The following is a 24941-nucleotide window of genomic DNA, read 5'->3' on the forward strand; positions in this document are numbered from 1 at the left end:
AGTTCACAGCTTGCCCCCGCGGCCGCCGCCGCGCGGCGCGGGCGCGATCAGCGTCGACAGATACGGCAACGGGCCCTCGGCCAGCTCCGCCGCCGGCCGGATCGACTCCTCGGGAAGCCCGAGCGCCGACCCCCACACCGCGCCCTCGGTACGCCCCGTCTCCCGCAGCGCGGTCGCCACCTCCGCCGCGAGCCGCCCGAACTTGTAGGCGACGACCGTTCCGGGCCCCTCCAGAGCGTCCTTGAGCACGGCGGCCCCCGCGGTCACCGGCACCAGGGTCAGCGGCTCGGTGCCCTCGGTGAGGACCGCGCCGCTGCGGGCCGCGAGATCCTGCATCGCGGTGATGCCGGGCACGGTCTCGACGACGACGTCCGGCACGAGTCCACCGATGGTCTCGGCGAGGTAGGTGAACGTGGAGTACACGTTGGGGTCGCCGATGGTCGCGAAGGCGACGGTGCCGCGGTCGCGCAGCAGCGCGGCGACGGACTCGCCTGCGGCGTCCCAGGCGGCCTCGCGCCGGGCGCGGTCGCTGCGCTCGTTGAGCGCGAAGACGACCCGTACGACCTTGTCGGCGTCGACGTAGTGCAGGACGGTCGACTCGGCGCGTCCCGGCTCGCCGCCGTCTTTTCCGTCGGATGCGGCCATCACGGGCACGACGACGACATCGGCCTCCTGAAGGGCGCGCACGCCCTTCACGGTCACCAACTCCGGGTCACCGGGCCCCACTCCGACCCCGATCAACCTGCTCATCGCGTACACCTTTCAACGAATCGGCGGGCAGTGCCGGGCTCGGAAGCCCAGTGCGTATGCAGATAGCTCGCATGCACGCCCTGCTGTACGAACCCCTCGACGCGGCGCTCGGGCCGGTGCATCCCCCAGGCGGGGGCGGCTCCTGCGGCAGGCTCGACGACGGTCCGGTGGAACTCGTGCCCGCGCATCCGCGTCCCGGCCGCGGCGAGCGCGCTGTCGCTCACTGCGACGGCCTCGCGGTAGCCGAGCGTCAGCCGGTCCGCCATCCGCGCCTCGGCGTCCAGCACCCCGCACATCGGCTGCCCGTCCAGCGACCGCGCGAGATACAGCAGCCCGGCGCACTCGGCGGCGACGGGCGCGCCGCAGTGCGCAAGCTCGGCGACGGCCTTGCGGAGCGGTTCGTTGGCGGACAGCTCGGGGGCGTACACCTCGGGGAATCCGCCGCCGATGACCAGTCCGCTTGTCCCGTCGGGCAGTTGCTCGTCCCGGAGGGGGTCGAAGGTGACGATGTCGGCGCCGGCGGCGGTGAGGAGTTCGGTGTGCTCGGCGTAGGAGAAGGTGAAGGCGGGCCCACCGGCGACGGCGACGAGCGGCCGGCGGCGGCCTTGTTCCCCGGGGCTCCGCCCCGGACCCTGGGGGCGGAGCCCCCGGTTACGGGAAAGGGCGGGGTGGGGAACAGCGCCGCAGGCCACCCCCGTGTCCCACGCCGCGTCCGGCACTGCGGGCGCGCTGCGCGCCAGCGCGAGCAGGGCCTCCAAGTCGCACCCCGCCCGCACCTGCTCCCCCATCGCCCGCACCGCTTCAACCGCATCCGCCCGCCGCTCGGCGACCGGCACCAGCCCGAGGTGGCGGCTGGGCGTCCCCACCGCGTCCACCCGCCGCAGCACCCCCAGCACCGGTGCGCCCGACTCGTCCAGCGCCTCCCGCAGCAACTCCTCATGCCGGTCCGACCCGACCTTGTTCAGGATCACGCCCCCGATCCGCACCTGCGGATCCCACGACGCGAACCCGTGCACCAGCGCCGCCACCGACCGCGACTGCGACGACGCGTCCACCACCAGCACCACCGGCGCCCGCAGCAGCTTCGCCACCTGTGCCGTGGACGCCAGTTCACCTGCCCCCGCCGCACCGTCGTACAGTCCCATCACGCCCTCGACGACCGCCAGGTCGCACCCCGCCGCGCCGTGCGCGAACAGCGGTGCCATCAGCTCCGTACCGCACAGATACGCGTCCAGGTTCCGCCCCGGGCGGCCCGTCGCGAGGGAGTGGTAGCCCGGGTCGATGTAGTCCGGGCCGACCTTGTGCGGGGACACGGAAAGCCCCGTCGCGACGAAGGCCGCCATCAGGCCCGTCGCGACGGTGGTCTTGCCGCTGCCGGACGACGGCGCGGCGATCACGAGACGTGCTACCACTCGATGCCCCGCTGCCCCTTCTGACCGGCGTCCATCGGGTGCTTCACCTTCGACATGTCGGTCACCAGATCGGCGAAGTCGACGAGCTCCGCCGGAGCGTTGCGGCCGGTGATGACCACATGCTGGCTGCCGGGCCGGTTCCGCAGTACGTCGATCACCTCGGCCGTGTCCACCCACCCCCAGTGCATGGGATACGCGAACTCGTCCAGCACATACAGCTGGTACGTCTGGGCCGCCAGGTCGCGCTTGACCTGCTCCCAGCCCTCGCGCGCCGCCTCCTCGTTGTTGAGCTGCCTGTCGCGCTGGACCCACGACCAGCCCTCGCCCATCTTGTGCCAGGCGACCGGGCCGCCCTCGCCGGAGGCGCCGAGGACCTTCAGCGCGTTCTCCTCGCCGACCTTCCACTTCGCGGACTTCACGAACTGGAAAACCCCGATCGGCCACCCCTGGTTCCAGGCGCGCAGCGCGAGCCCGAACGCGGCCGTCGACTTCCCTTTGCCGATGCCCGTATGCACGACGACGAGTGGGCGGTTACGGCGCTGACGCGTCGTGAGTCCGTCGTCCGGCACGACGGCCGGCTGTCCCTGTGGCATCAGGCTGCCCTCCTTGATCCTTGTACGTCGCGGACGAGCCCGGCGATGGAATCGGCCCGCAGCTCGTCGAGTGTGACGGCCGTGCCGCCGAGATCGCCCGCGAGCGTGCCGGCAAGACCGAGGCGTACCGGCCCGGACTCGCAGTCCACGACGATCGCGGCCGTGCCCTCCGAGGCGTGCAGCCGCCCGGCCCGCGCCGCCAGCGCGACCGGATCGACCCCGCCCGTCGCGCGGCCGTCCGTCACCACGACCAGCAGTGGCCGGCGGGACGGATCGCGCAGGCGCTCCACGCGCAGTACGTCGTGCGCCCGCAACAGCCCGGCCGCCAGCGGCGTACGGCCACCCGTCGGCAGCGTCTCAAGACGCGCGGCGGCCGCGTCCACCGACGACGTCGGCGGCAGCGCCACCTCCGCGTCCTTCCCGCGGAAGGTGATCAGGCCGACCTTGTCGCGCCGCTGGTAGGCGTCGAGCAGCAGTGACAGCACCGCGCCCTTGACCGCGCTCATCCGCTGCCTGGCCGCCATCGACCCCGATGCGTCGACGACGAACAGCACGAGGTTCCCCTCGCGCCCCTCCCGGGTCGCCTGCCGCAGATCGTCACGCCGCACCACCAGGCCGCGGCCGCTGCGCCCGCGCGCCCGCTGGTGCGGGGCCGCGGCCTGCACGGTCGCCGCCAAGTGCAGCTTGGTGAGCGCCCCTCGGGGCCGCCGCGCCCCCGTCGTCCGGCCGTGCTCGGTCCGCGCACGGGACCTGCGCCCCGTCGCGCCCTCGCCCAGGCCGGGCACGCTCAGCACCTTCGTACGGAACGGCTCCGCGGCCCGTACGGCCTGCTGCTCACCGCCGCCCGCGACCTGCGGCTCCCCGCCGTCGGCCTCATGCGGCTGCGCGGGCGTGTCAGCCTGCTCAGCGTCGCCCTGCCCCGCATCGCCCTGCGGCGGTGTGCCGGGACCGTCCTGAGGCGGGCGGCCACCGCCGCCCGGACCGTCGGGATCCGGATCGTCCTCCTCGCCGCCGAACTCCTCCAGCGTGTCGTCGAGCTTGTCCTCGTCCAGACCGGGCGCGTCGAAGGGATTGCGCCGCCGCCGGTGCGGGAGTGCCAGCAGAGCGGCCTGCCGCACGTCCTCGGCGAGTACGTCGCTGCGCCCCGCCCACGCGGCCAGCGCCGTCGCGGTCCGTGCCATCACGATGTCCGCGCGCATGCCGTCCACCTCGAAGGCCGCGCAGGTCGCGGCGATCTGCCGCAACGCGCCGTCCCCCAGCCGGATGTCGGGCAGCAGCGCCCGCGCGGCCACGATCCGCGCCCGCAGGGCCGCCTCGTCGTCCGCCCAGCGAGCGGCGAATCCGGCCGGATCGTCGTCGTAGGCGAGCCGCCGCCGCACCACCTCCACCCGCTGGTCGGGCTCGCGCGACGCCGCCACCTCGACGGTGAGCCCGAATCGGTCCAGCAACTGCGGCCGCAGCTCGCCCTCTTCGGGGTTCATCGTCCCCACGAGCAGAAAACGGGCGGCGTGCCGCACCGAGACGCCTTCACGCTCGACGTACGAGGCGCCCATGGCGGCCGCGTCCAGCAGCAGGTCGACCAGATGGTCATGCAGCAGGTTGACCTCGTCGACGTAGAGAATCCCGCGGTGCGCGTCCGCGAGCAGCCCCGGCTCGAAGGCTTTGACGCCCTCGGCCAGCGCCCGCTCGATGTCGAGGGCCCCGACGAGCCGGTCCTCGGACGCCCCGACGGGCAGCTCAACCATCCGTGCGGCCCGCGCCACACCGCCACCGGCCTCGTGCGGACCGTCGGGGCACGCGGGGTCGGGCGCCGCGGGGTCGCAGGAGAACCGGCACCCGGCGACGACCGGCACCTCGGGCAGGAGGGCGGAAAGGGCCCGTACGGCGGTGGACTTGGCGGTGCCCTTCTCGCCGCGGACGAGCACACCACCCACGGCGGGCGAGACCGCGTTCAGCAGCAACCCGAGCCGCAGGTCGTCCATGCCGACGATCGCGGTGAAGGGGTATGGGGTGCTCATGCGGGCTCCTCGATCGTGTTCAGGCGGGGAGATTGCCCCACCCCGCCCTTTCCCGTAACCAGGGGGCTTCGTCCCCTGGACCCCCAGTCCTCAATCTCCCCCAGACTTCGTCCGGGGGGACCCCCAACGGGCCCCGTTGGAACCCCGCCGGCGTTTGAGGCGCGGGGCCCGGGGCGGAGCCCCGAATCAAGCCTCGCCGGCGTTTGAGGCGTGGGGGTCCCCCTACGCCCGCAGGGCGTAGGGGGAGGGTGTGGGGCGGAGCCCCAGCAGCTGGCAGGCCTCCTCACTCGTCCCCCTCCAAGTCGCCCTCGAGCTCCAGGTACGTCTGCCGAAGCCGCTCCAGCGTCTCCCCGTCCGGCTCCGCCCAAAGCCCCCGCTCCGCCGCCTCCAGCAGCCGCTCCGTAATCCCCCGCAGCGCCCAAGGGTTGGACTTCTGCATGAACTCCCGGTTCTCCGGGTCGAAGACGTACTCCGCCGACAACTTCTCGTACATCCAGTCGTCGACGACACCCGCCGTCGCGTCGTACCCGAACAGGTAGTCCACCGTCGCGGCCATCTCGAACGCGCCCTTGTACCCGTGCCGCCGCATCGCCGCCATCCACCGCGGATTGACCACCCGCGCCCGGAACACCCGGTGCGTCTCCTCGCCCAGCGTGCGCGTCTTCACCTGGTCCGGCACCGCGGAGTCACCCACATACGCCTCGGGCGACTCACCCGTCAGATGCCGCACCATGGCGACCATCCCGCCGTGGTACTGGAAGTAGTCGTCCGCGTCGACCAGATCGTGCTCCCGCGTGTCGACGTTCTTCGCGGCGACCGCGATCCGCCGGAACGCCGTCTCCATGTCCCCGCGCGCCGCCCGCCCTTCGAGCCCGCGCCCGTACGCATAGCCGCCCCATACCGCGTACACCTCGGCGAGGTCGGCGTCCGAGCGCCAGTTCCGGGCGTCGATCAGCGGCAGCAGCCCGGCTCCGTACGCCCCCGGCTTCGAGCCGAAGATCCGCGCCGTGGCCCGCCGCCGGTCGCCGTGCGCGGCCGTGTCCTCGTCCGCGTGCGCCCGTACGTAGTTGGCCTCGGCCGGTTCGTCCAGCTCCGCCACCGCCCGTACGGCGTCGTCGATGAGCCCCACCACATGCGGGAAGGCGTCCCGGAAGAAGCCCGAGATCCGCACCGTCACATCGATGCGCGGCCGTCCCAGCTCCTGCGCGGGCACGATCTCGAAGCCCGTCACCCGCCGCGACGCGTCGTCCCAGACCGGCCGGCAGCCCAGCAGCGCCAGGATCTCGGCGATGTCGTCGCCCTGTGTGCGCATCGCCGACGTGCCCCACACCGTCAGTCCCACCGACTTCGGGTACGCGCCCGTGTCCGCCAGATACCGCTCCACCAGCGAGTCGGCCAGCGCCTGGCCGACCTCCCACGACAGCCGGGACGGGATCGCCTTCGGGTCGACGGAGTAGAAGTTGCGGCCGGTCGGCAGGACGTTGACCAGCCCGCGGGTCGGCGACCCGGAAGGACCGGCGGGCACATAGCCGCCGTCCAGCGCCCGCAGGATGTTGCCGATCTCGTCGGTCGTACGGGCAAGCCGCGGCACGACCTCCTCGCAGGCGAACCCCAACACGGCCACCGCGTCCGGGAGTTCGACGCCGAGCACATCCCGTACCAGCGCCGCCGCAGTCGAGACGTCCCAGCCCCGCTGCTCCATCCCCTCCGCGAGGCGGCGGCACAGCTGCTCCAGCAGATCGATCGCGTCGGCACCCGTCCGCGCGGGTCCCTCGACCAGCGAGGTCAGCTCCACCGGTACCTTCACCGCCGCGCCCGGCTCGGCGAGCAGCGCCTTCTCCTCGAGGCCGAAGTGCTCGGCGAGAGCGGCCCGCAGCCCCGGCAGGGCGTTCGCCTGGCCGCCCCACACCTGGGACGCGCGCAGCACCGCCAGTACGAGATTGACCCGGGCCTCCGCCTGTGGCCCGCCGCCCAGGATGTGCAGACCGTCCCTGATCTGGACGTCCTTGATCTCGCAGAGGTAGCCGTCGATGTGCATGACGAACTCGTCGAAGTCGCCGTCGTCCGGCTGCTCGTCGACATGCAGGTCGTGGTGGAGCTCGGCGGCCTTCACGAGCGTCCAGATCTGCGCCCGTACGGCCGGGGCCTTCGTCGGATCGAGATCGCTGACGAGCGCGTACTCGTCGAGCAGCTGCTCCAGCTTTGCCAGATCGCCGTAGGTGTCCGCGCGAGCCATCGGCGGCACCAGATGGTCCACGACCGTGGCGTGGCCGCGCCGCTTGGCCTGGGTGCCCTCGCCGGGGTCGTTGACGATGAACGGGTAGACGAGCGGCAGTTCGCCGAGCACCGCGTCCGGACCGCAGCCCGCCGACAGGCCGAGCCCCTTGCCGGGCAGCCACTCCATCGTGCCGTGCTTGCCCATGTGGACGACCGCGTCGGCGCCGAAGGAATGGTCGAGCCACCGGTACGCCGCCAGGTAGTGGTGCGAGGGCGGCATGTCGGGGTCGTGGTAGATCGCGATCGGGTTCTCGCCGAAGCCGCGCGGCGGCTGGATCATCACGACGACATTCCCGAACTGGAGGGAGGCGAGGACGATCTCGTCGCCGTCGACGTAGAGCGAGCCGGGGGGCTCGCCCCAGTGCTCCAGCATGCTGTCGCGCAGCTCCGGGTCCAGCTTGTCGAACCAGGCGCGGTAGTCGGCGAGCGGCACGCGCGCGGGGGCTGCTGCCAGTTGCTCCTCGGTCAGCCACTCCACATCGTGGCCGCCGGCGTTGATGAGCCGGTGAATCAGCTCGTCGCCGTTGTCCGGATGCCCTTCGACGGCGTATCCGGCGTCGCGCAGGGCGTCCAGGACCCGCACCGCGGAGGCGGGCGTGTCGAGACCGACGGCATTGCCCACCCGCGAGTGCTTCGTCGGATAGGCGGTGAAGACGAGCGCGAGCTTCTTCTCCGCGTTCGGCTTGTGCTTCAACTTCGCGTGGCGTACGGCGATTCCGGCGACGCGCCCGGCCCGCTCGGGGTCGGCGACGTACACCGGCACATCGTCGGGGCCCTGCTCCTTGAACGAGAACGGGACCGTGATCAGCCGCCCGTCGAACTCGGGGATCGCCACCTGCATCGCCGCGTCCATCGGGGACAGCGCCGCGTCCGACGCCTCCCAGGCGGCCCGCGACGAGGTCAGGCAGAGCCCCTGGAGGACGGGCACGTTCAGCTCGGCGAGCGCCCCGACGTCCCAGGCCTCGTCGTCCCCGCCGGCGCTCGCGTCACTGGCGCGTGTACCGCCTGCGGCCAGCACGGTGGCGACCAGAGCGTCGGTCTTGCCGAGCAGCTCGTACAGCTGCGGGTCGGCGCCGCGCAGTGAACCGCAGTACACGGGAAGGGCGTTGGCGCCCCGCGCCTCGATCCGGTCGCAGAGGGTATCGACGAAGGCGGTGTTCCCGGAGAGGTGGTGGGCCCGGTAGAAGAGCACGCCGACACTCGGCCGCCCCTCGATGTACGCGCGCGTGCCGTGCACGCCCCACTCGGGCATCTTCTGCGGCTCCGCGAAGCCCTGGCCGGTCAGCAGAACGGTGTCGGAGAGGAACCGGGCCAGCTCCACCAGGTTGCCGGGGCCGCCCTCGACGAGATAGCGCAGCGCCTCGGCGACCACACCGGCGGGCACCGACGACTCGGCCATCAACTCCGCGTCGGGGGCGGCCTCGCCGCCCAGCAGCACGGTCGGGACGCCGGACGCGCGCAGCGCGGCGAGCCCGTCCTCCCAGGCCCGCTTGCCGCCGAGCAGCCGTACGACCGCGACGGACGCGCCCTCGACGAGCGCGGGCAGCTCCTGGGCAACATCGATACGGGTCGGATTGCCGATCCGGTACGGCGCGCCGGAGGCCCGGGCCGCCAGCAGATCCGTGTCGGCGGTGGACAGCAACAGCACGGTGCTCATACGGGCGCTCCAAGTGTTCCGGGTGCTCCGGGTGGAATGAAGGGAAGTCCTGACGGTGCGCCCGACTCGATGAGCCGCAGCAGCGCATCCGTATCCGCGTGTTCCTCGATCAGATCGCCGAGCCGGTCCAGCTGCTCCTCGCGCAGCGCGCCGAAACTGGTGTCCGGGGCGGGCACGAAGCGCCGTCCCGCGGCCGCGGCCACCTCGCGCAGGAAGGCGCGCCGGAAGCCGTCGCTCTCCAGCGACCCGTGCCAGTGCGTGCCCCACACGGAGCCGACCCGGCAGCCGTCCAAGAAGGCTCTGCCCCCGAGTACTTCGGCGACGCCGTGGTGGATCTCGTAACCCTCTACGGCTTCGCCGAGCGCCTCACCGACGGGCCTGGCCAGCGTCTTTTCGACGGCGAACCGGATGCGTACGGGCAGCAGGCCGAGGCCTGGGACATGGCCCGCCCGCGACTCGACCTCGTCGTCGATGTGCTCGCCGAGCAGCTGGAATCCGCCGCAGATGCCCAGTACGGGCCTGCCCTCGGCGGCCCGCCGCTTCAGCGCGTCCGCGAGCCCCCGCTCGCGCAGCCACTCCAGGGCGCGCACAGTCCCACGCGTGCCCGGCACGACCGCCAGGTCGGCGTCGACGAGCTCCTCGGCCCGGTCCACGAACCGCACGACGACGCCCGGTTCGGCGGCCAGCGCGTCCACGTCCGTGAAGTTCGACATCAGCGGTACGGCGCACACGGCGACGCGCAGCACGTCCTCGCCGACAGGAGGCGCTACCACCGACTCCCGTACCGCGCCGCGCAGGGAGACGCTCCCCCAGCCTCCGGCCGGGGGGACCCCCATCCCGTCCTCCTCGTCGATGCCGAGGCCGTGCGCGAAGGGCAGCACTCCGTACGTGTGCCGTCCGGTCAGCCCGTGCAGCATCTCCAGGCCAGGCTCGAGCAGCGACACATCGCCCCGGAACTTATTGACCAAGTACCCCGCGACCAGCGCCTGGTCCTCGGCGCTCAGCAGCGCCGTCGTACCGAAGAAGGAGGCGAAGACGCCACCGCGGTCGATGTCTCCGACGACCAGCACCGGGAGCCGTGCGGCCCGTGCGATGCCCATGTTCACGATGTCCGTACGCCGCAGATTGATCTCGGCCGGACTGCCCGCCCCCTCGCAGATCACGGCTTCATACGTGCCCCGCAGCTCTTCCAGGCACTCCACGACCGTACTCAGCAGGGCTTCCTGCCGCCCGCCGTGGTAGCCGCGGGCACTCAGCTCGCCCACCGGCTTGCCCATCAGTACGACCTGGCTGGAGCGGTCGCTGCCCGGCTTGAGCAGCACCGGGTTCATCAGGGCGCTCGGCTCCACGCGCGCGGCCTGCGCCTGCATGGCCTGCGCCCGCCCGATCTCCGCGCCCTCGCGCGTCACGAACGAATTGAGCGACATGTTCTGCCCCTTGAAGGGCGCGACCTTCACTCCCTGCCGTACGAGCCACCGGCAGATCCCGGCCGTGACGACGCTCTTGCCCGCGTCGGAGGTGGTCCCGGCGACCAGCAGCCCCCCGGCCTTCCGTCTGCTCATCCCCGCCCCTTTCCGGCGTGCCGCACACGCAGCGCGTGCCCCGCCACGCGGCCCGTGGCGCAGGCCGCCAGTGTCAGCCAGCCGACGCGGCGCGACAGCCGCACGGCACGTTCGATGTCGCCGAACTGCACCGGGCGGCCGGTGCCGTTGAGTACGGGACGGTGCTCGACGCGTCCGCCGTACGAGAGGGTTCCGCCCAGCCGTACGCCGAGCGCCCCCGCGAACGCCGCCTCCACCGGGCCCGCGTTCGGACTCGGATGCTTCTTCGCGTCGTCCCGCCACGCCCGTACGGCTCCGCGCGGGTCCTGGCCGGCGAGCACCGCCAGACCCGCGGTGAGGCGGGCGCCCGGCCAGCACGCCACGTCGTCGAGGCGCGCCGAGGCCCAGCCGAACCGCCCGTATCTGGGCGACTTGTGGCCGACCATCGCGTCCAGCGTGTTGACCGCCCGGAAACCCACCAGACCCGGCACACCCGCGAGCGCTCCCCAGACCAGCGCGCCCACCACCGCGTCGGAGGTGTTCTCGGCGACGGATTCCACGACGGCGCGGGCGATCTGCTGCTCGTTCAGGCTCTGCGGGTCTCGCCCGCACAGATGCGGCAGCCGCTCCCGGGCCACCTCCACGTCCCCGGCGGCGAGCGCGCCGCCGACGGCCCGCGCCTCACGGCCCAGCGATGTGCCGCCGACGACGGCCCAGGTGGCGGCGGCGGTCAGCGCGACGGACGAGGCGGAGCGGCCCCGTACCCCGCGGGCGAGGAGCGCGGCGGCAGCCGCGGCGCCCCCGGCGCACACGGCGGTGTGCAGCGCGCCCCAGCCACGGTGGTCGCGCCACAGAACGCGCTCGACGGCGCCCGCGGCCCGTCCGAACGCGGCGACCGGATGCCCCCGGCGAGGGTCGCCGAGCAGCAGGTCGCCGACCAGGCCGGCGGTGGCGCCGTAGGCGAAAGTGCGGTCGGCACGCATGGGTTCAGGCCGACGTTTCGCCTGGAATGGCCCTCGTACCCACAGCAGGAACTGAACCGCAGCCGCGCATGGCGATATGTCCTCACTCAGGGTGTCCGCGCCCTGGTTCGACGTGATCGGCGGTGAGAGTTCCTGGCTTCCGGGGGAGTGCTCCCCCGGTGACAGTGGCGGGACCGCGCCGGATTCGCACCGGCTTCCTCTTCTGTCGCCGTAGATGGCCTCGGCAGTCCACCACGTGCGAGAACGCCCGTCAACTCGCCCTTGACCTGCGGTGGGACAGTGTGCCGAGCCCCACATCTACGGCACGGGAAAAGGCCGGGCCGGGTCACCCGAAGGGGTGCCCGGCCCGACCTTGTGCTGAGTGAGCCGCCGTCAGACGACGATCAGATAGATCCCGTACGCCACGGCCGCCGCGCAGAGCGCGAAGCAGGCGTATGCGCCCGTGCGCGCCAGGACCGCGGAGCCGCCGCGTCCTCCGGCCGCCGACTCCTGCTTGGTCAGGCCCACGACGCCCAGGGTGAACAGGCCCACCAGGGCGACGGTGGCGACGAGGCTCACGCCGAAGACGGAGCCGAGTGCTGCCCAGTCGATTTTCATGCTGATCTGTCCTTACACCGTGGCCGGCTGCGTCGTCGGCTCGGAGTCGGCCGCGTGGGGCTGAGCCGGGATGGTCGTCTTGAGGTCCTGCGCGGGCGTGCCGGCCGGCGGCGGGCTGACGGCCGCGATGGCGGCGGTCACAACACCGGCGGGCTCGGCGTCGCCGTCCACGTCGTTGACATTGGTGTGGTCGACCACCTGGCGGCGGGAGACGAGCCAGATGGCGACGCAGGCGCCGATCAGGAAGGCCGCGACGGCCGCGACACCCCAGTCGCCCTGCTTGGTCACGAACTCCGAGCCCGCGGCGACCAGACCGGCGGCCGGCAGGGTCAGGCCCCAGGCGACGAACATCCGGGTGGCGGTGGACCAGCGGACCACGCCGCCCTTGCGGCCGAGACCCGCGCCCATCACGGCGCCGGAGCAGGAGTGCGTGGTCGACAGCGAGAAGCCGAGGTTGGAGGAGGCGAGGATGACGCTGGCCGCGCTGGTCTGGGCGGCGAAGCCCTGCTGCGGCTGGAGGTCGGTCAGGCCCTTGCCCATGGTGCGGATGATGCGCCAGCCGCCGAGGTAGGTGCCCAGCGCGATCGCGAGACCGGCGGCGAGGATGACCCACATCGGAGGGTTGGAGCCGGGGGAGAGCACGCCGCCGGCGATGAGCGCCAGCGTGATGATGCCCATGGTCTTCTGCGCGTCGTTGGTGCCGTGGGCCAGGGAGACCAGGCCCGCCGAGGTGATCTGGCCGGCGCGGTAGCCCTTCGCGGTGGCCTTCTCGTCGGCGTTCTTGCCGATTCTGTACGTCAGCCGGGAGGCCAGGAACGCCGCGATGCCGGCGACCAGCGGGGCGGCGATCGCGGGGATCAGAACCTTGGTGACGACGGTGCCGCCGTTGACTCCGCCGACGCCGACCGAGGCGATGGTGGCGCCGATCAGTCCGCCCATGAGGGCGTGCGAAGAGCTGGAGGGCAGGCCGATCAGCCAGGTCATCAGGTTCCACAGGATGGCGCCGACGAGCGCCGCGAATATGACCTCTGGTGTGATGCCGTCCTCGGTGACGATGCCGCTGGAGATCGTCTTGGCGACCTCCACGGACAGGAACGCGCCGACGAGGTTGAGCACGGCGGACATGGCCACCGCCGTCTTGGGTTTCAGAGCGCCGGTCGAGATGGTCGTCGCCATCGCGTTGGCGGTGTCGTGGAAACCGTTCGTGAAATCGAACACGAGCGCTGTCACGATCACAATCGCGAGCAGCAAGGTGATGTGTTCCATTTACCCAGGCAATCGTTTGACGTCAGTGGCCCGGCGAACGTAGTTAACCTGAGTGAACGGAAGATGAACTGGGACGGGCGTTGCGGTGTCCTCAAGTGAGGATTCGTGACTCCGCTTGTCGGACGGCTTTGTGCCGGCTCGGTGACAGTAAGGGGGGAGTGCGGTACCGACGCCGCGCGGAAGCGAAAAACGGCCCTTTGCGGCGGTTTGCGTGATCTCCGTCACCCGCCTGCCCCTGCGGCGCCGCGGCCCCGCCTGACAGGATCGCCCGCATGACCGATCAGGTGCGGCAGGACGCGATCGAACGGGCGTGGGAAGACCTCGTGGCCACGGCCCGCAGGACGGCGGCGGAAGGCCTGGTGGTGGGCACATCGGGCAATGTCTCGGCGCGGGTCGGCGGACTCGTCCTGGTCACCCCGAGCGGAGTCCCCTACGACCGGCTCACCCCCGCGGACGCAGTCGCCGTCGATCTCGACGGCAACCAGCTCCTCGGCGAGCTCGCGCCCACCAGCGAGCTGCCGCTCCACCTGGAGGTCTACCGCAACACGAACGCCGGTGCCGTGGTCCACACCCACGCCGTGCACGCGACCGCCGTCTCCACCCTCGTCCCCGAGCTCCCGCCCATCCACTACATGGCCGCGGCCCTCGGCGGCACAGTCCGTGTCGCGCGGTACGCCCTGTACGGAACGGACGAGCTGGCCGCGAACATGCTCCACGCCCTGCGCGAGCGCACCGCCTGCCTCCTGCAGAACCACGGCACCGTCGCCTACGGCGACTCCCTCGACCAGGCATACGACCGCACCGCCCAGCTGGAGTGGATGTGCCGCCTCTGGCTGGCCGCGGCATCGCTGCCCGGACACACGCCCAGCCTGCTCTCCGGCTCCCAGCTGCGCGAGGCCGCGGAGAAGCTCCAGGGGTACGGCCAGCCCGGCTGACACCATCTGCGACCGCCGTCCACTGGCAGCGAGGCGTGCTGATGCCGACACTGGAACGGTGCGCCCGGCTACAGCGACGGCAGCGGCCGTCACCACCCTGATAGGTCTCGGCGCGGCCGCGATCGCGGCCGGCCGCTACGCAAGCGACGCCGTGCTCAAAGCGCGGCCAGGGCAGCCGCTGCCCGGCGAGCCCCGGCCGACCGTGCACGCCACGGCCGACGGTCAGGTGACCCTGACCCGCAGCCTCGCCACACAGCGCCCCGGCACGTACGCACTCCACGGCAAGGACGTCCACGCGGTCGTCGGCCCCGTACTCAACGGGGTGTCGCACCCCGTCGACACCGTAGTACGCCGCCTGGAGCGGGTCAGCCGCGGCAGCCTGGAGCCCGGCAGCCGGGTGCGGCTCACCCCGCAGGTGCACAGCGGCGACCCGTGGAGCGCGCTCGGCCTCGCTCACCGCGATGTCGACATCCCCGGCGAACTCGGCACGCTGCCCGCCTGGTTCGTGCCGGGCCCGCGGGAGACGTGGGTGATCACCGTGCACGGCCTGGGCGCCACCCGGGAACACCCGCTGAACCTCCTGCCGTTCCTGCACGCCCAGCGGTTCCCCGTCCTCGACATCGCCTACCGAGGGGACCAGGGCGCCCCCAGGCCCCCCGACGGGCTCGGGCACCTCGGCGACTCCGAGTGGCGCGACCTGGACGCGGCCATCCGCTTCGCGGTGCGCCACGGCGCCGAGCACATCGTCCTGCACGGCTGGTCCACCGGCGCGTCGATGGCCCTGCACGCCGCCGCCAACTCCGCGCTGCGCGACCGGATCAGCGGGCTCGTCCTGGACTCCCCGGTACTCGACTGGGAGGCCACCCTGCGCAATCTGGCCGCCCACCGGACCCCCGCGGCCCTGCTGCCGCTCGCCGTCAGGGCGGCGCAGGGCAGGACCGGACTGCACGGCGACCGGCTGCTCAACGCCTCGGACCCGAAGTCCCTGCGCGTGCCGACACTCATCTTCCACGGCCCGGACGACACGCTCGCCCCCTGGCAGCGGTCGCGCGAACTGGCCGCCCGCCGCCCCGAACTGATCAGCCTGCACACGGTCCAGCACGCCCCGCACGCCGCCATGTGGAACGCCGACCCGGCACGCTACGAAGAAGCCCTCCGCCGCTTCCTCACCCCGTTGATGTAGCCCTGACGAGGTCCTGACACAGTCCTGACGAGGTCCTGACGCGTCCTGACGGCGTCCGGCGCAGCCCTGGCGAGACGGCCGCGCAGCACGGCCGACCAGGTTCCGTTTGGGCTTTCGGGCCGTCAGCGGGAAGACTGCTCCCCGTGACGTCCCGAAAGCCTGATGAGCAATTGGCGCGCAACTCCAGACTCCGTCTTGTCCGCCCGCAATCGCTGGCCACCGCACGGCGGGCCGTGACGACCCGGCGCACCCGGACGGCCCCCCGGCCTCCCGAGGGCACTCCCGCCCCCTCGGAGCTGGCCCGCCAGGCGAGGGCGGTCCTCGCCGACGCCGTACGGATCGCCCGCTGGGCGGCCGTCGAGCGGGACGCCAGCACCACCCAGCTCACCGAGCGGGCACAGCAACGGGCAGCCACCGCACTGGAGTTGACCCCGCTCCAGGTGCGCGCGGGCTGGGACCGGGCCCGCCTCGCCGGCCTGGTCGAGCTGCACGGCGACACCGCACGCCCGGGCTGGCGGCTGCGCGCCTGGGACCGCGACGACATGGCCGTACTGCGCGGCTGGGTCGCCCTCTTCGACGCCTGGTCGCTGGTCCACCCAGCCCCCGACGACGTCGCCCCCACTGCGGTCGCCGAGGTCGTCGAGGCCGTGCCCCAGGTGCTCTCCCTCCTTCAGCTCTCGGCCGGGCCCGTGCTCGTACCGCTCCTGCTGGACCTGTTGCAGCAGCGCGTCGCGGAACTGCGCGAGGAGCGCTGCGAAGTGCCCTACGGCCCGCAGTCCGACCTGCCGGAGGCCGGGCAGGACATCCCTGTCTCCGCGCTTCTCGACTGGGCCCTTCAGGGCCTGTCCGCCGTCGGCGCCCTGACTCTCGACAAGGGCCGGTCCGCCACCCTCACCCCCCTCGGCAACTGGGCGGTCTGGGTCAAGCTCGAGCAGATCTGCGTCGCCGCCCAGAGCCCCGCGGGCAACATCGAGCAGTCAGCCGAGGACATGCTGCGCGGCTGCGCCCGCCTCACCCCGGGCCCGGCCCGCGCCGAGTACCGCGCCTGGCTCGCCGCCCGCACCGTCTCCAGCGCGGTCACCGAACTCCTCGCCGTCGCCCGAGGCGAGGACGCCCTGCTGCGCGGGCTCGCCTTCGAGGCGCTGCGCGTCGTCGGCGCCCCCGCGGAGGCCGAGGTCCGCGCGGCCGCCGACGAGCCCTCGCTGCGCCCCTACGTCCTGCTCTGGCTCGCCGAGTACGAAGGCGCGGACCCCGAGGACGCCGCCGACGTCCTCACCCGCGAGGAAGCGACCTGGCTCTGGGTGGACACCGCGGCGGCCGTCGCCGACCACGGGGAGCCCCAGCTGCTGCTGCGTCATCTCGACTCCGCGGTGCAGGGCACGGTCCCGGCGCTGCTCGAAGAGGTCCGTGCCGGGGGCCACCCCCGCACCGTCCAGGTCCTGGTCGCCCTGGCGGCCGCGCACCCGGACCCGGCTCTGGCCAAGGCCGTACGCCGGGCGGCGTTCCAGGTGCACACCGGAGACGCCTAGCCCAGCGACCGGTCCCGCGACGGCGAGCCGGCTTTCCTCAATCCCCGGACGGGCTTGATCCCAAGCCCGTCCGGGGATTGAGGAAAACGCGCGGGCCGCGAGGGAGGCTAAGACCCCTGTGCCCCTGGTGTGTACGTGCCGAAGCTCCACACATTGCCCTCGATGTCGCGCGCCATATAGTCGCGCGCGCCGTAGTCCTGGTCGGTCGGCGGCATCATGATGTCCGCCCCGCGCTCCACCGCCCTGCCGTGGTGTGCGTCGACATCGTCGACATGGACGAACACCCCCACCGGACCGGCGTCCTTCATCAGCTTGTCGAACTCGCTGCCGGTGCCCTTGCTGCCCAGCATCACCATGCCGTTGCCGAAAGTCAGCTCGGCGTGCACGACCGCGCCCGCCTCGTCCTCGTACACCGCGTGCTCGGCGAAGCCGAAGGCCTCGGTGAGTTGTTTGATCGCAGCCTTCGCGTCCGCGTACAGCAGCGTCGGACAGATGCTTGGAGACTCCGACATCTCGATCACTCCTTCATGCTCGACGGTGGAATGTGATCTGCGTCTCAGTCTCGCAGCCGCCACTGACACTCAGCGGAAGGCGTTGCACCGGGCCACGCCGGGACCGAGCCCGGATGCAGCCGGGAAACGCGGCGCAAAACCACTTGCACGGCCCGGCTAGACTGGCCGGTATGGCAATTCTCCTTGCGCATTAGACGGCGTCGAAGCTCCTACGCCCGTCCCTTCCGCCGTCCATACCGCCCTGGAGTCTTTCCGTGATCACCACTTCCGGCGTCGAGCTGCGCGCCGGCGCCCGCGTCCTCATCGAGTCCGCTTCCTTCCGTATCGCCAAAGGCGACCGCATCGGGCTGGTAGGCCGCAATGGAGCGGGCAAGACCACCCTCACCAAGTGCCTTGCGGGCGAAGGCATCCCCGCCGCCGGCACCATCACCCGCTCCGGCGAGGTCGGCTACCTCCCGCAGGACCCGCGCACCGGCGACCTCGACATACTCGCCCGCGACCGGATCCTCTCCGCCCGCGACCTCGACTCCGTACTGAAGAAGATGCGCGAGAACGAGGACCGGATGGCGAACGGCAAGGGCGCCACCCGCGAGAAGGCGATGAAGAAGTACGAGCGCCTGGAGACGGAGTTCCTCACCAAGGGCGGTTACGCCGCCGAGGCCGAGGCCGCCACCATCGCCGCCGCGCTCGGCCTGCCCGACCGGGTACTCGGCCAGCCGCTGCATACGCTCTCCGGCGGTCAGCGCCGGCGCGTCGAGCTCGCCCGCATCCTGTTCTCGGACGCCGACACCCTGCTCCTCGACGAGCCGACCAACCACCTCGACGCCGACTCGATCGTCTGGCTGCGCGACTACCTCAGGACCTACCGCGGCGGCTTCATCGTCATCTCCCACGACGTCGATCTCGTCGAGACGGTCGTCAACAAGGTCTTCTACCTCGACGCCAACCGCTCCACGATCGACATCTACAACATGGGCTGGAAGCTCTACCAGCAGCAGCGCGAGGCCGACGAGAAGCGCCGCAAGCGCGAGCGGCAGAACGCCGAGAAGAAGGCCGCCGCCCTCAACTCGCAGGCCGACAAGATGCGGGCCAAGGCCACCAAGACCGTGGCCGCGCAGAACATGGCCAAGCGGGCCGAGCGGCTGCTCGCCGGTCTCGAAGAGGTCCGGGCCTCCGACAAGGTCGCCAAGCTCCGCTTCCCGGAGCCCGCGCCCTGCGGCAAGACCCCGCTGACCGCGGAGGGCCTGTCCAAGTCGTACGGCTCACTCGAGATCTTCACCGATGTGGACCTCGCCATCGACAAGGGATCCCGGGTCGTCATCCTCGGCCTCAACGGAGCGGGCAAGACGACCCTGCTGCGGCTGCTCGCCGGAGTGGAGAAGCCGGACACCGGGGCGGTCACCCCGGGCCACGGCCTCAAGCTCGGCTACTACGCCCAGGAGCACGAGACCCTCGACCCGGACCGCACGGTCCTGGAGAACATGCGCTCCTCCGCGCCCGACCTCGATCTCGTCCAGGTGCGCAAGACGCTCGGCTCGTTCCTGTTCTCCGGCGACGACGTCGACAAGCCGGCCGGGGTCCTCTCCGGCGGTGAGAAGACCCGCCTCGCACTGGCCACGCTGGTCGTCTCGTCCGCGAACGTCCTGCTTCTCGACGAGCCCACCAACAACCTCGACCCGGCCAGCCGTGAGGAGATCCTCGGCGCGCTGCGCACCTACAAGGGCGCGGTCATCCTCGTCACGCACGACGAGGGGGCGGTCGAGGCGCTCGAGCCGGAGCGCATCATCCTGCTGCCGGACGGGGTCGAGGACCTGTGGGGCGCGGACTACGCGGACCTGGTGGCGCTCGCCTGACCCGGCTCGTTCCGGGCTTTCCGGTCCGGTCCTGCGCTGATCCACTCGGTATGGATCATTCGGCCTACGGGTGATCCATCATCTGAGTGAGTGCGTCTCGTACCACGGCGTGGCAGCGAGCGGATCCTCTCCGTCCGGTGTCGCGCCGCGCCTGTCTCCCCGGCGCGTCGCTGACCTGCTACTTCTGTCGGGATCCCGCTCGGACATGCGCGCACTAGCGCCCGGAATGAGAAATTCCGGTCGTGGCGGCCGGCTGGTTCACGGCAAAGCTTGTCGCACGGACCTTGCCGAATGGGTGGCCAGGAAGCCCTCGAGGGGTGATCATGAGAGTCCAGAGCGCACTTCCCATGAGGAGGCACGGGTGGCCGAGACTCTGAAGAAGGGCAGCCGGGTTACCGGCGCCGCGCGCGACAAGCTCGCGGCAGACCTGAAGAAGAAGTACGACTCCGGTGCGAGCATCCGGGCGTTGGCCGAAGAGACCGGCCGCTCCTACGGATTCGTCCACCGGATGCTCAGCGAGTCCGGAGTCACGCTGCGGGGACGCGGCGGAGCGACGCGAGGCAAGAAGGCCGCTACGGCCTGACGGCCGGGCTCCTTCGGTCCACCGGTTTTCACGGTGGCCACCCGGCCGGTCGCTCGCTCGGCCGGGTGGTTACTGTGCAGTCACTTATTTTCGTCTGTACTGACTGCACCCGAACCGGAGGCGCCCCATGACTTCGCTCGACTCTGTGCTCGACAAGGACGGCGTACGGCTCACCGTCGAGGACGCGGTTGCCACGGTAACCCTGACCAACCCGGACAAGCGCAACGCCCAATCTCCCGCTCTGTGGCGGGCGTTGGCGCAGGCGGGTCGGTCGCTGCCGGGCAATGTGCGGGTCGTGGTGCTGCGCGGCGAGGGCAAGTCCTTCTCCGCCGGTCTCGACCGGCGGGCGTTCACGCCCGAGGGCTTCGACGGCGAGCCGTCCTTCCTCGACCTCGCACGCGGCTCCGACGAGGAGCTCGACGCGGTCATCGCCGAGTACCAGGAAGCGTTCACCTGGTGGCGCCGCAGTGACATCGTCACGATCGCGGCCGTCCAAGGTCATGCGATCGGTGCCGGATTCCAGCTCGCCCTCGCCTGCGACCTCCGGGTCGTCGCGCAGGACGTGCAGTTCGCCATGCGCGAGACCAGCCTCGGGCTCGTCCCCGACCTCACCGGCACGTACCCGCTGGTGTCACTCGTCGGCTACGCCCGCGCGCTGGAGATCTGCGCGACGGGCCGCTTCGTGCACGCCGAGGAGGCCGAGCGCACCGGCCTCGCCAACCTCGTCGTGCCCGCGGACGAACTCGACAGTGCGGTCCGGGACTTGGCGGGCGCGCTGCTCGCGGCTCCGCGGGACGCGGTCATCGAGACGAAGGCGCTGCTGCAGGGTGCGGGCGAGCGTTCGTACGAGGAGCAGCGCACCGCGGAGCGGGCGGCGCAGGCGCGCCGGCTGCGCGATCTCGCGGGCATCGGGGACTGAATCCCTGCCGTCTGCCCCGCTCCCCCCGCTTCCCCCTTCAGACCGAGACCGAGCTGACCAGTACAGCCACCGGGCGGCCGTCCGCGAGCGCCGTCGTCACCGCCTCGCGGACCGCCCGGACCACATCCAGGGGGCGGTGGCCGCTCGCTGTCGCCACCTCGATGCGTACATGGTCGGGCGCGTGGTGCACCGCCGTGCCCAGGGTGGCCGTCAGATGCGCGACTCCCGGGACCCGGGACGCCGCGGCGCCCGCCTGGTCCGTCGGGGCGGCGGCCCGTACCTCGGTTGGGAGAGCGGGGGCGAGGGATTCCGGGGCGGCATCCAGCAGCTCGGTCACCCGTAGATCCACCTCCGCGACCTCCAGATCCAGCAGCCCCACCGCGGCCGTGAACAGCGCGGTGCGCAGCGCGGCCGCGGTCACGGGCAGCGGGTCCCGCGCCACGGCCGCGAAATCCGCCTCGATCCGCAGCGGCCCCGGCGGCAGCGCGCTCGGCGGGGCAGGCACGGCGGGAGCAGCCGCCGCGCCGGGATCCACCAGCGCCAGCCTGAGCCGGCCGGGAGCCACCCCCGGTACCTCGGCCGCCGCCCGCCGCAGCACCGCCTCGGCCGCCCGCTCGGCCAGCCAGGCCCCGTCCGCCGCTCCGCCCAGCGGAAGCAGCCTGCCGAGCCCCAGCCGTCGCCTTACCGCATCAGCAGTGGTCATTACTCCAGCCTGCCGCATCCACGGCGCGAGACCGGGCAAGCGCACTTAGTGTGGGCAGCGGAGTCCCCACACCGGAAGGGAGTCACCCACCCGGAAAGGGAGCCCCCCACCGCCCGGAAAGGACGCACGGCCATGACCGACCCCGCTCAGCGAAACCGTCCCGAGAACCCGGTCGGCGAGCCGTCCGGCTCCGGCGAGACGCCCAGGAGGACCTCAGTGACCAAGCGCGGGGGTGGCGATCCCGCGTCCCGTGGCCGTACCACCATCGCCGACGGCGTGGTCGAGAAGATCGCCGGGCTCGCCGCCCGCGATGTGCTCGGCGTCCACGCGATGGGCAGCGGCCTCTCCCGCACCTTCGGCGCGGTCCGCGACCGGGTGCCCGGCAGCAGCAAGTCCACTGCCGCCCGCGGGGTGAAGGCCGAGGTCGGTGAGGTGCAGACGGCCCTCGACCTGGAGATCGTCATCGATTACGGCGTCTCCATCGCCGATGTCGCCCGCGCGGTTCGCGAGAACGTCATCTCCGCGGTGGAACGTATGACAGGACTCGAAGTCGTCGAGGTCAATATCGCGGTCAGCGATGTGAAGCTGCCCGATGAAGAAGAGGACGAGCCGGAGCCGCGTCTCCAGTAGAGGAGCCCACGATGAGCATGGCGGTGGTCGGCATGTTGGCCGGCATGGCGCTCGCCTTCGCCGGATACTTCGGCGGATTCGGTGCCTTTCTGCTGGTCGCCGCATTGGGGGCGGTCGGCTTCGTGGCGGGCCGGATCCTCGACGGCGACATCGAACTCGGCGACTTCTTCCACGGTCGCGATCGCGGCGACCGGCGGCGGTGACACGCCGTGGCCGCGGGGGGTACCCCCACCGGAGACAGGGGGAGCGTCGCAGCCGCCGAGCGCGGAGCCACCGCGATCGCCGACCGGGTGGTGGCGAAGATCGCCGCGCAGGCGGCGCGGGAGGCGCTCGACCGCGTGCCGGAGGGCGGCGTGCCGCCCCGTGCCACGGTCACGGTGCACCATGACACCGCCCGGGTGCGGGTCAGCCTGGAGCTCGACTACCCCTCCGACATCGGCGGTCAGTGCGGTGCCGTGCGTCACCGAGTCGCCGAGCGGGTAAAGGCGTTGGCGGGGATGGATGTGCCCGAGGTGGCCGTGCAGGTCGAACGGCTGCACTCGGTGCACTCGCGCAGGGCGGCACAGGGGAGGATCCGATGAGCGAGCCCGTACGGCCCGTACTCGATCTGGACCAGTCGGCGTCGGCCGCGGCGTACGAGCCGCCTGCGGCGTCGGGCGACGGCGACGGCGGCAAGGCCGGGCGCTTCTGGTCCGCGCGCCGGGTGCCGGCCGGGCTGCTGGCCCTGGTGGTACTCGGCGGCGCGGGGCTGCTGCTGTACGACATCGCGGCGGTACGGGCCGACCGCCCCGCCATGCAGTGGCGCCGCGCTCTCGCGGGCGACCTCGCGACGTGGCGGGTGGACGATCTGGGGGTTCTGGTGGCCGCGGTGACCGCGATGGCCGTCGGCGTCTGCCTGATCGTCATCGCCGTCACGCCCGGACTGCGGGCGCTGCTGCCGATGCGCCGCGACATCGCGTCCGTACGAGCGGGGCTCGACCGGGAGGCCGCGGCGCTCGTGCTGCGGGACCGGGCGATGGAGGTGTCCGGGGTGCAGTCCGCGCGCGTACGGATGGGGCGTACGAAAGTCTCGGCGCGGGCGCTGTCCCACTTCCGCGAACTCGACGACGTACGCGCGGACCTGGACGCAGCGCTGGGCGCCGGTATCAGGGAACTCGGCCTGGCCAAGCCGCCCGCCCTGACCGTGCACGTCAGCCGGCCGCCGGCGAAGAAGGGGTGAGGCCGGATGCTTCGGGTGATCAATCGCGTACTGCTCGGCCTCGCCGGGCTGGTGCTGCTGTGCGTGGGCGGTGCGGTGCTCGCCGCGGGGGCGGGGTGGCCGGTGCCGTCCTGGTGGCCGTGGGACGGGCCGAGCGATGTGCTGCTGAGCGAGGCGGACCGCGACCGCTGGCGCGACGAGGGCTGGTGGTGGCCCGCGGTCATCGCGGGGCTCACGGTGGTGGTGCTTCTGGCGCTGTGGTGGCTGATCGCCCAACTCCGGCGCCCCCGGCTGGCGGAGGTCCTCGTCGACAGCGGCGACGGCGAGGGCGCGCTGCTGCGGGGCCGTGCGCTGGAGGGCGTGCTGGAGGGCGAGGCGGAATCCCTGGACGGCGTGTCCCGTGTGCATGTGACGCTGACGGGCCGCCGGAGCGAGCCCGAGGCACAGGTGAGCCTGCTCCTTGAGCCGTACGCGTCGCCGGGTGAGACGCTGACGCGTCTCACGGAGGAGGCGGTGGGTCACGCGCGAGACTCGGCGGGCCTGGCGGTGCTGCCGGCGGAGGTCCGCCTGCGGGCGGCGAAGCACCGGGCGCAGAGGGTGAGTTGAGGGTGGCGCGGGGCTCCGGCCCGGACCCCTGGAGGTGAAGTGTGGGGGTGCGTGGCACCAGCCACACCCCTCGGGCCGAGCGGCAGCTCCGCGCCGAGGGGACGCGCGGAGTGGGACGCACCCGGCGGTGAGAGGTCGGTCTACCGCCCTGCCCGCATTCGCGGGCGGGAGTAATCGGGGAGCGCGGGGCTTCGCCCACCGGGCCACGCCCGGGGTATGGGAGGTCAGCGCCCGCGCCCGCACTCGTGGACCGGAGTGATCGGGCGGGTGGGTGGGACGCACGCCCCCGCGCGTAGCGCGGGGGCTCCGCCCACCGGGCCGCGCCCGGCGGCGAGAGGTCGGCGCACCGCGTCGAACCCGCACCCCGCACCCGGCGGGGCGAGGTCAGCGCTCCGCCCGGCCCCCGCGCCCGGCGGTGAACCCGCACCCCCCGCGCCGCGTCAGAAACCGTGTCGCGCGCCGCCGTCCACCGGGAGCATCACGCCCGTCAAGTACGACGCCGCCGGTGACAGCAGGAACGCCGCCGCGTTGCCGAACTCCTCCGGCGCTCCGTAGCGCCGCAGCGGGATGCGGGACTCGTTCGCCGTGCGGGCCGCGTCCGCGTCGCCCGAGAGCGCGTCCAGTTCGCGCACGCGGTCCGTGTCGATGCGGGCCGGGAGCAGGCCCACGACCCGGATGCCCTGCGGGCCCAGCTCGTCCGAGAGGGACTTCGCGAAGCCGGCCAGGCCCGGACGCAGGCCGTTGGAGATCGTCAGGCCCGGGATCGGCTCGTGGACCGAGCCGGACAGGACGAAGCCAATGACACCACCCTCGCCGAGCGCCGCGGCCGCCGTGCGGGCCAGCCGTACCGCGCCCAGGAACACCGTCTCGAACGCGGCCAGCCACTGCTCGTCCGTGTTGTCGGCGGCGAACCCCGGCGGCGGGCCGCCCACGCTGATCAGAATGCCGTCGAAGCGGCCGAAGTGCGCCCGCGCCGCGGCGACAAGGCGCTCCGCCCCCGCCGGGTCGCCGTTGTCCGAGGCGATGCCCATCGCGTTCGGGCCGAGTTCGGCGGCGGCGTCCGCGACGGACTTCGCGTCGCGGCCGGTGATGACGACCTTCGCGCCGTCCGCGACCAGCGCCCGCGCACTGGCGTTGCCCAGCCCCCGCGACGCACCCGTGACGACGTAGACGCGGTCCTTCAGTCCAAGATCCAT

The 24941-nt window shown here is 72.4% G+C and carries 23 protein-coding genes and 1 riboswitch; of the genes, 11 read left to right on the plus strand and 12 right to left on the minus strand.

All coding sequences use genetic code 11. The annotated features are described in order from the left end of the window. Positions 1–3 precede the first annotated feature (3 nt). The 9 genes from cobI to QFZ67_RS30500 all read right to left on the minus strand — a co-directional run bounded on the left by cobI (position 4) and on the right by QFZ67_RS30500 (position 13094). A complete protein-coding gene (gene cobI, locus QFZ67_RS30460) occupies positions 4–750 on the minus strand; it encodes a precorrin-2 C(20)-methyltransferase (RefSeq protein ID WP_307664267.1) in 747 nt (248 codons plus the stop codon). Further along, positions 747–2162: a cobyrinate a,c-diamide synthase gene (locus QFZ67_RS30465; protein ID WP_307664268.1), complete on the minus strand. Its 1416-nt coding sequence runs from the start codon at positions 2160–2162 to the stop codon at positions 747–749. The genes cobI and QFZ67_RS30465 overlap by 4 nt, the downstream gene beginning before the upstream one ends. Next, on the minus strand, positions 2156–2755 hold the full coding sequence (gene cobO / locus QFZ67_RS30470; RefSeq protein WP_307664269.1) for a cob(I)yrinic acid a,c-diamide adenosyltransferase: 600 nt from the start codon (positions 2753–2755) through the stop codon (positions 2156–2158). Before cobO ends, QFZ67_RS30465 begins: the two co-directional genes overlap by 7 nt. After that, entirely contained in the window at positions 2755–4773 is a 2019-nt protein-coding gene (locus QFZ67_RS30475) for a putative cobaltochelatase (protein WP_307664270.1), read from the minus strand. The genes cobO and QFZ67_RS30475 overlap by 1 nt, the downstream gene beginning before the upstream one ends. A 283-nt stretch (positions 4774–5056) precedes the next feature. After that, positions 5057–8707: a cobaltochelatase subunit CobN gene (cobN, locus tag QFZ67_RS30480; protein ID WP_307664271.1), complete on the minus strand. Its 3651-nt coding sequence runs from the start codon at positions 8705–8707 to the stop codon at positions 5057–5059. Beyond that, the gene (locus QFZ67_RS30485; protein WP_307664272.1) at positions 8704–10269 is read right to left on the minus strand and encodes a cobyric acid synthase; all 1566 of its coding nucleotides are present in this window, start codon (positions 10267–10269) and stop codon (positions 8704–8706) included. The genes cobN and QFZ67_RS30485 overlap by 4 nt, the downstream gene beginning before the upstream one ends. After that, on the minus strand, positions 10266–11231 hold the full coding sequence (locus QFZ67_RS30490; RefSeq protein ID WP_307664273.1) for a cobalamin biosynthesis protein: 966 nt from the start codon (positions 11229–11231) through the stop codon (positions 10266–10268). Before QFZ67_RS30490 ends, QFZ67_RS30485 begins: the two co-directional genes overlap by 4 nt. Positions 11232–11336: 105 nt before the next feature. Then, a riboswitch (cobalamin riboswitch) is annotated at positions 11337–11480 on the minus strand. A 123-nt stretch (positions 11481–11603) separates the two neighbouring features. Then, complete coding sequence (locus QFZ67_RS30495) at positions 11604–11828, minus strand: hypothetical protein (protein ID WP_307664274.1); 225 nt, start codon at positions 11826–11828, stop codon at positions 11604–11606. 12 nt (positions 11829–11840) lie between these two features. After that, on the minus strand, positions 11841–13094 hold the full coding sequence (locus tag QFZ67_RS30500; RefSeq protein WP_307664275.1) for an inorganic phosphate transporter: 1254 nt from the start codon (positions 13092–13094) through the stop codon (positions 11841–11843). 272 nt (positions 13095–13366) lie between these two features. On the opposite strand from QFZ67_RS30500, the gene QFZ67_RS30505 reads away from it, so the two are divergent. The 3 genes from QFZ67_RS30505 (at position 13367) to QFZ67_RS30515 (ending at position 16741) form a co-directional block, all read left to right on the plus strand. Beyond that, the gene (locus tag QFZ67_RS30505) at positions 13367–14029 is read left to right on the plus strand and encodes a class II aldolase/adducin family protein (RefSeq protein ID WP_307664276.1); all 663 of its coding nucleotides are present in this window, start codon (positions 13367–13369) and stop codon (positions 14027–14029) included. A 58-nt stretch (positions 14030–14087) separates the two neighbouring features. Continuing rightward, on the plus strand, positions 14088–15212 hold the full coding sequence (locus QFZ67_RS30510; protein WP_307664277.1) for an alpha/beta hydrolase: 1125 nt from the start codon (positions 14088–14090) through the stop codon (positions 15210–15212). A 143-nt stretch (positions 15213–15355) separates the two neighbouring features. Then, positions 15356–16741: a hypothetical protein gene (locus QFZ67_RS30515; protein ID WP_373430146.1), complete on the plus strand. Its 1386-nt coding sequence runs from the start codon at positions 15356–15358 to the stop codon at positions 16739–16741. Between the two features lie 107 nt (positions 16742–16848). On the opposite strand, the gene QFZ67_RS30520 is transcribed toward QFZ67_RS30515, so the two are convergent. Next, positions 16849–17253 (minus strand): VOC family protein, encoded by a 405-nt coding sequence (locus QFZ67_RS30520; RefSeq protein WP_307664278.1) that lies wholly within the window; start codon positions 17251–17253, stop codon positions 16849–16851. Positions 17254–17507: 254 nt separating this feature from the next. On the opposite strand from QFZ67_RS30520, the gene QFZ67_RS30525 reads away from it, so the two are divergent. From QFZ67_RS30525 to QFZ67_RS30535, 3 genes are all read left to right on the plus strand, one after another. Continuing rightward, the gene (locus tag QFZ67_RS30525; RefSeq protein WP_307664279.1) at positions 17508–19106 is read left to right on the plus strand and encodes an ABC-F family ATP-binding cassette domain-containing protein; all 1599 of its coding nucleotides are present in this window, start codon (positions 17508–17510) and stop codon (positions 19104–19106) included. A 361-nt stretch (positions 19107–19467) separates the two neighbouring features. Continuing rightward, positions 19468–19689 (plus strand): helix-turn-helix domain-containing protein, encoded by a 222-nt coding sequence (locus QFZ67_RS30530; RefSeq protein WP_018518904.1) that lies wholly within the window; start codon positions 19468–19470, stop codon positions 19687–19689. A gap of 127 nt (positions 19690–19816) precedes the next feature. After that, a complete protein-coding gene (locus QFZ67_RS30535) occupies positions 19817–20608 on the plus strand; it encodes an enoyl-CoA hydratase/isomerase family protein (RefSeq protein WP_307664280.1) in 792 nt (263 codons plus the stop codon). Positions 20609–20645: 37 nt separating this feature from the next. Here the strand turns inward: QFZ67_RS30535 and QFZ67_RS30540 are convergent, their stop codons facing one another. Continuing rightward, positions 20646–21311: a hypothetical protein gene (locus QFZ67_RS30540; RefSeq protein ID WP_307664281.1), complete on the minus strand. Its 666-nt coding sequence runs from the start codon at positions 21309–21311 to the stop codon at positions 20646–20648. A gap of 132 nt (positions 21312–21443) precedes the next feature. On the opposite strand from QFZ67_RS30540, the gene QFZ67_RS30545 reads away from it, so the two are divergent. The 5 genes from QFZ67_RS30545 to amaP are packed head-to-tail and all read left to right on the plus strand — an operon-like array spanning position 21444 to position 23745. Further along, on the plus strand, positions 21444–21941 hold the full coding sequence (locus QFZ67_RS30545) for an Asp23/Gls24 family envelope stress response protein (protein WP_307664282.1): 498 nt from the start codon (positions 21444–21446) through the stop codon (positions 21939–21941). 11 nt (positions 21942–21952) lie between these two features. Further along, the gene (locus QFZ67_RS30550; RefSeq protein WP_307664283.1) at positions 21953–22144 is read left to right on the plus strand and encodes a hypothetical protein; all 192 of its coding nucleotides are present in this window, start codon (positions 21953–21955) and stop codon (positions 22142–22144) included. 6 nt (positions 22145–22150) lie between these two features. Continuing rightward, entirely contained in the window at positions 22151–22522 is a 372-nt protein-coding gene (locus tag QFZ67_RS30555) for a hypothetical protein (protein WP_307664284.1), read from the plus strand. Then, positions 22519–23160 carry a DUF6286 domain-containing protein gene (locus tag QFZ67_RS30560; RefSeq protein WP_307664285.1) on the plus strand — a complete coding sequence of 214 codons (642 nt, stop codon included), beginning with the start codon at positions 22519–22521 and terminating at the stop codon, positions 23158–23160. Before QFZ67_RS30555 ends, QFZ67_RS30560 begins: the two co-directional genes overlap by 4 nt. Before the next feature lie 6 nt (positions 23161–23166). Further along, entirely contained in the window at positions 23167–23745 is a 579-nt protein-coding gene (gene amaP, locus QFZ67_RS30565) for an alkaline shock response membrane anchor protein AmaP (RefSeq protein ID WP_307664286.1), read from the plus strand. Between the two features lie 440 nt (positions 23746–24185). Here amaP and QFZ67_RS30570 read toward each other — a convergent pair whose 3' ends face one another. Beyond that, positions 24186–24941, minus strand: coding sequence for an SDR family oxidoreductase (locus tag QFZ67_RS30570; RefSeq protein WP_307664287.1), 756 nt, complete (start codon positions 24939–24941; stop codon positions 24186–24188).

The sequence above is a fragment of the Streptomyces sp. V1I1 genome (genome assembly GCF_030817355.1).
In the GTDB taxonomy this organism is placed as follows: Bacteria; Actinomycetota; Actinomycetes; order Streptomycetales; family Streptomycetaceae; genus Streptomyces.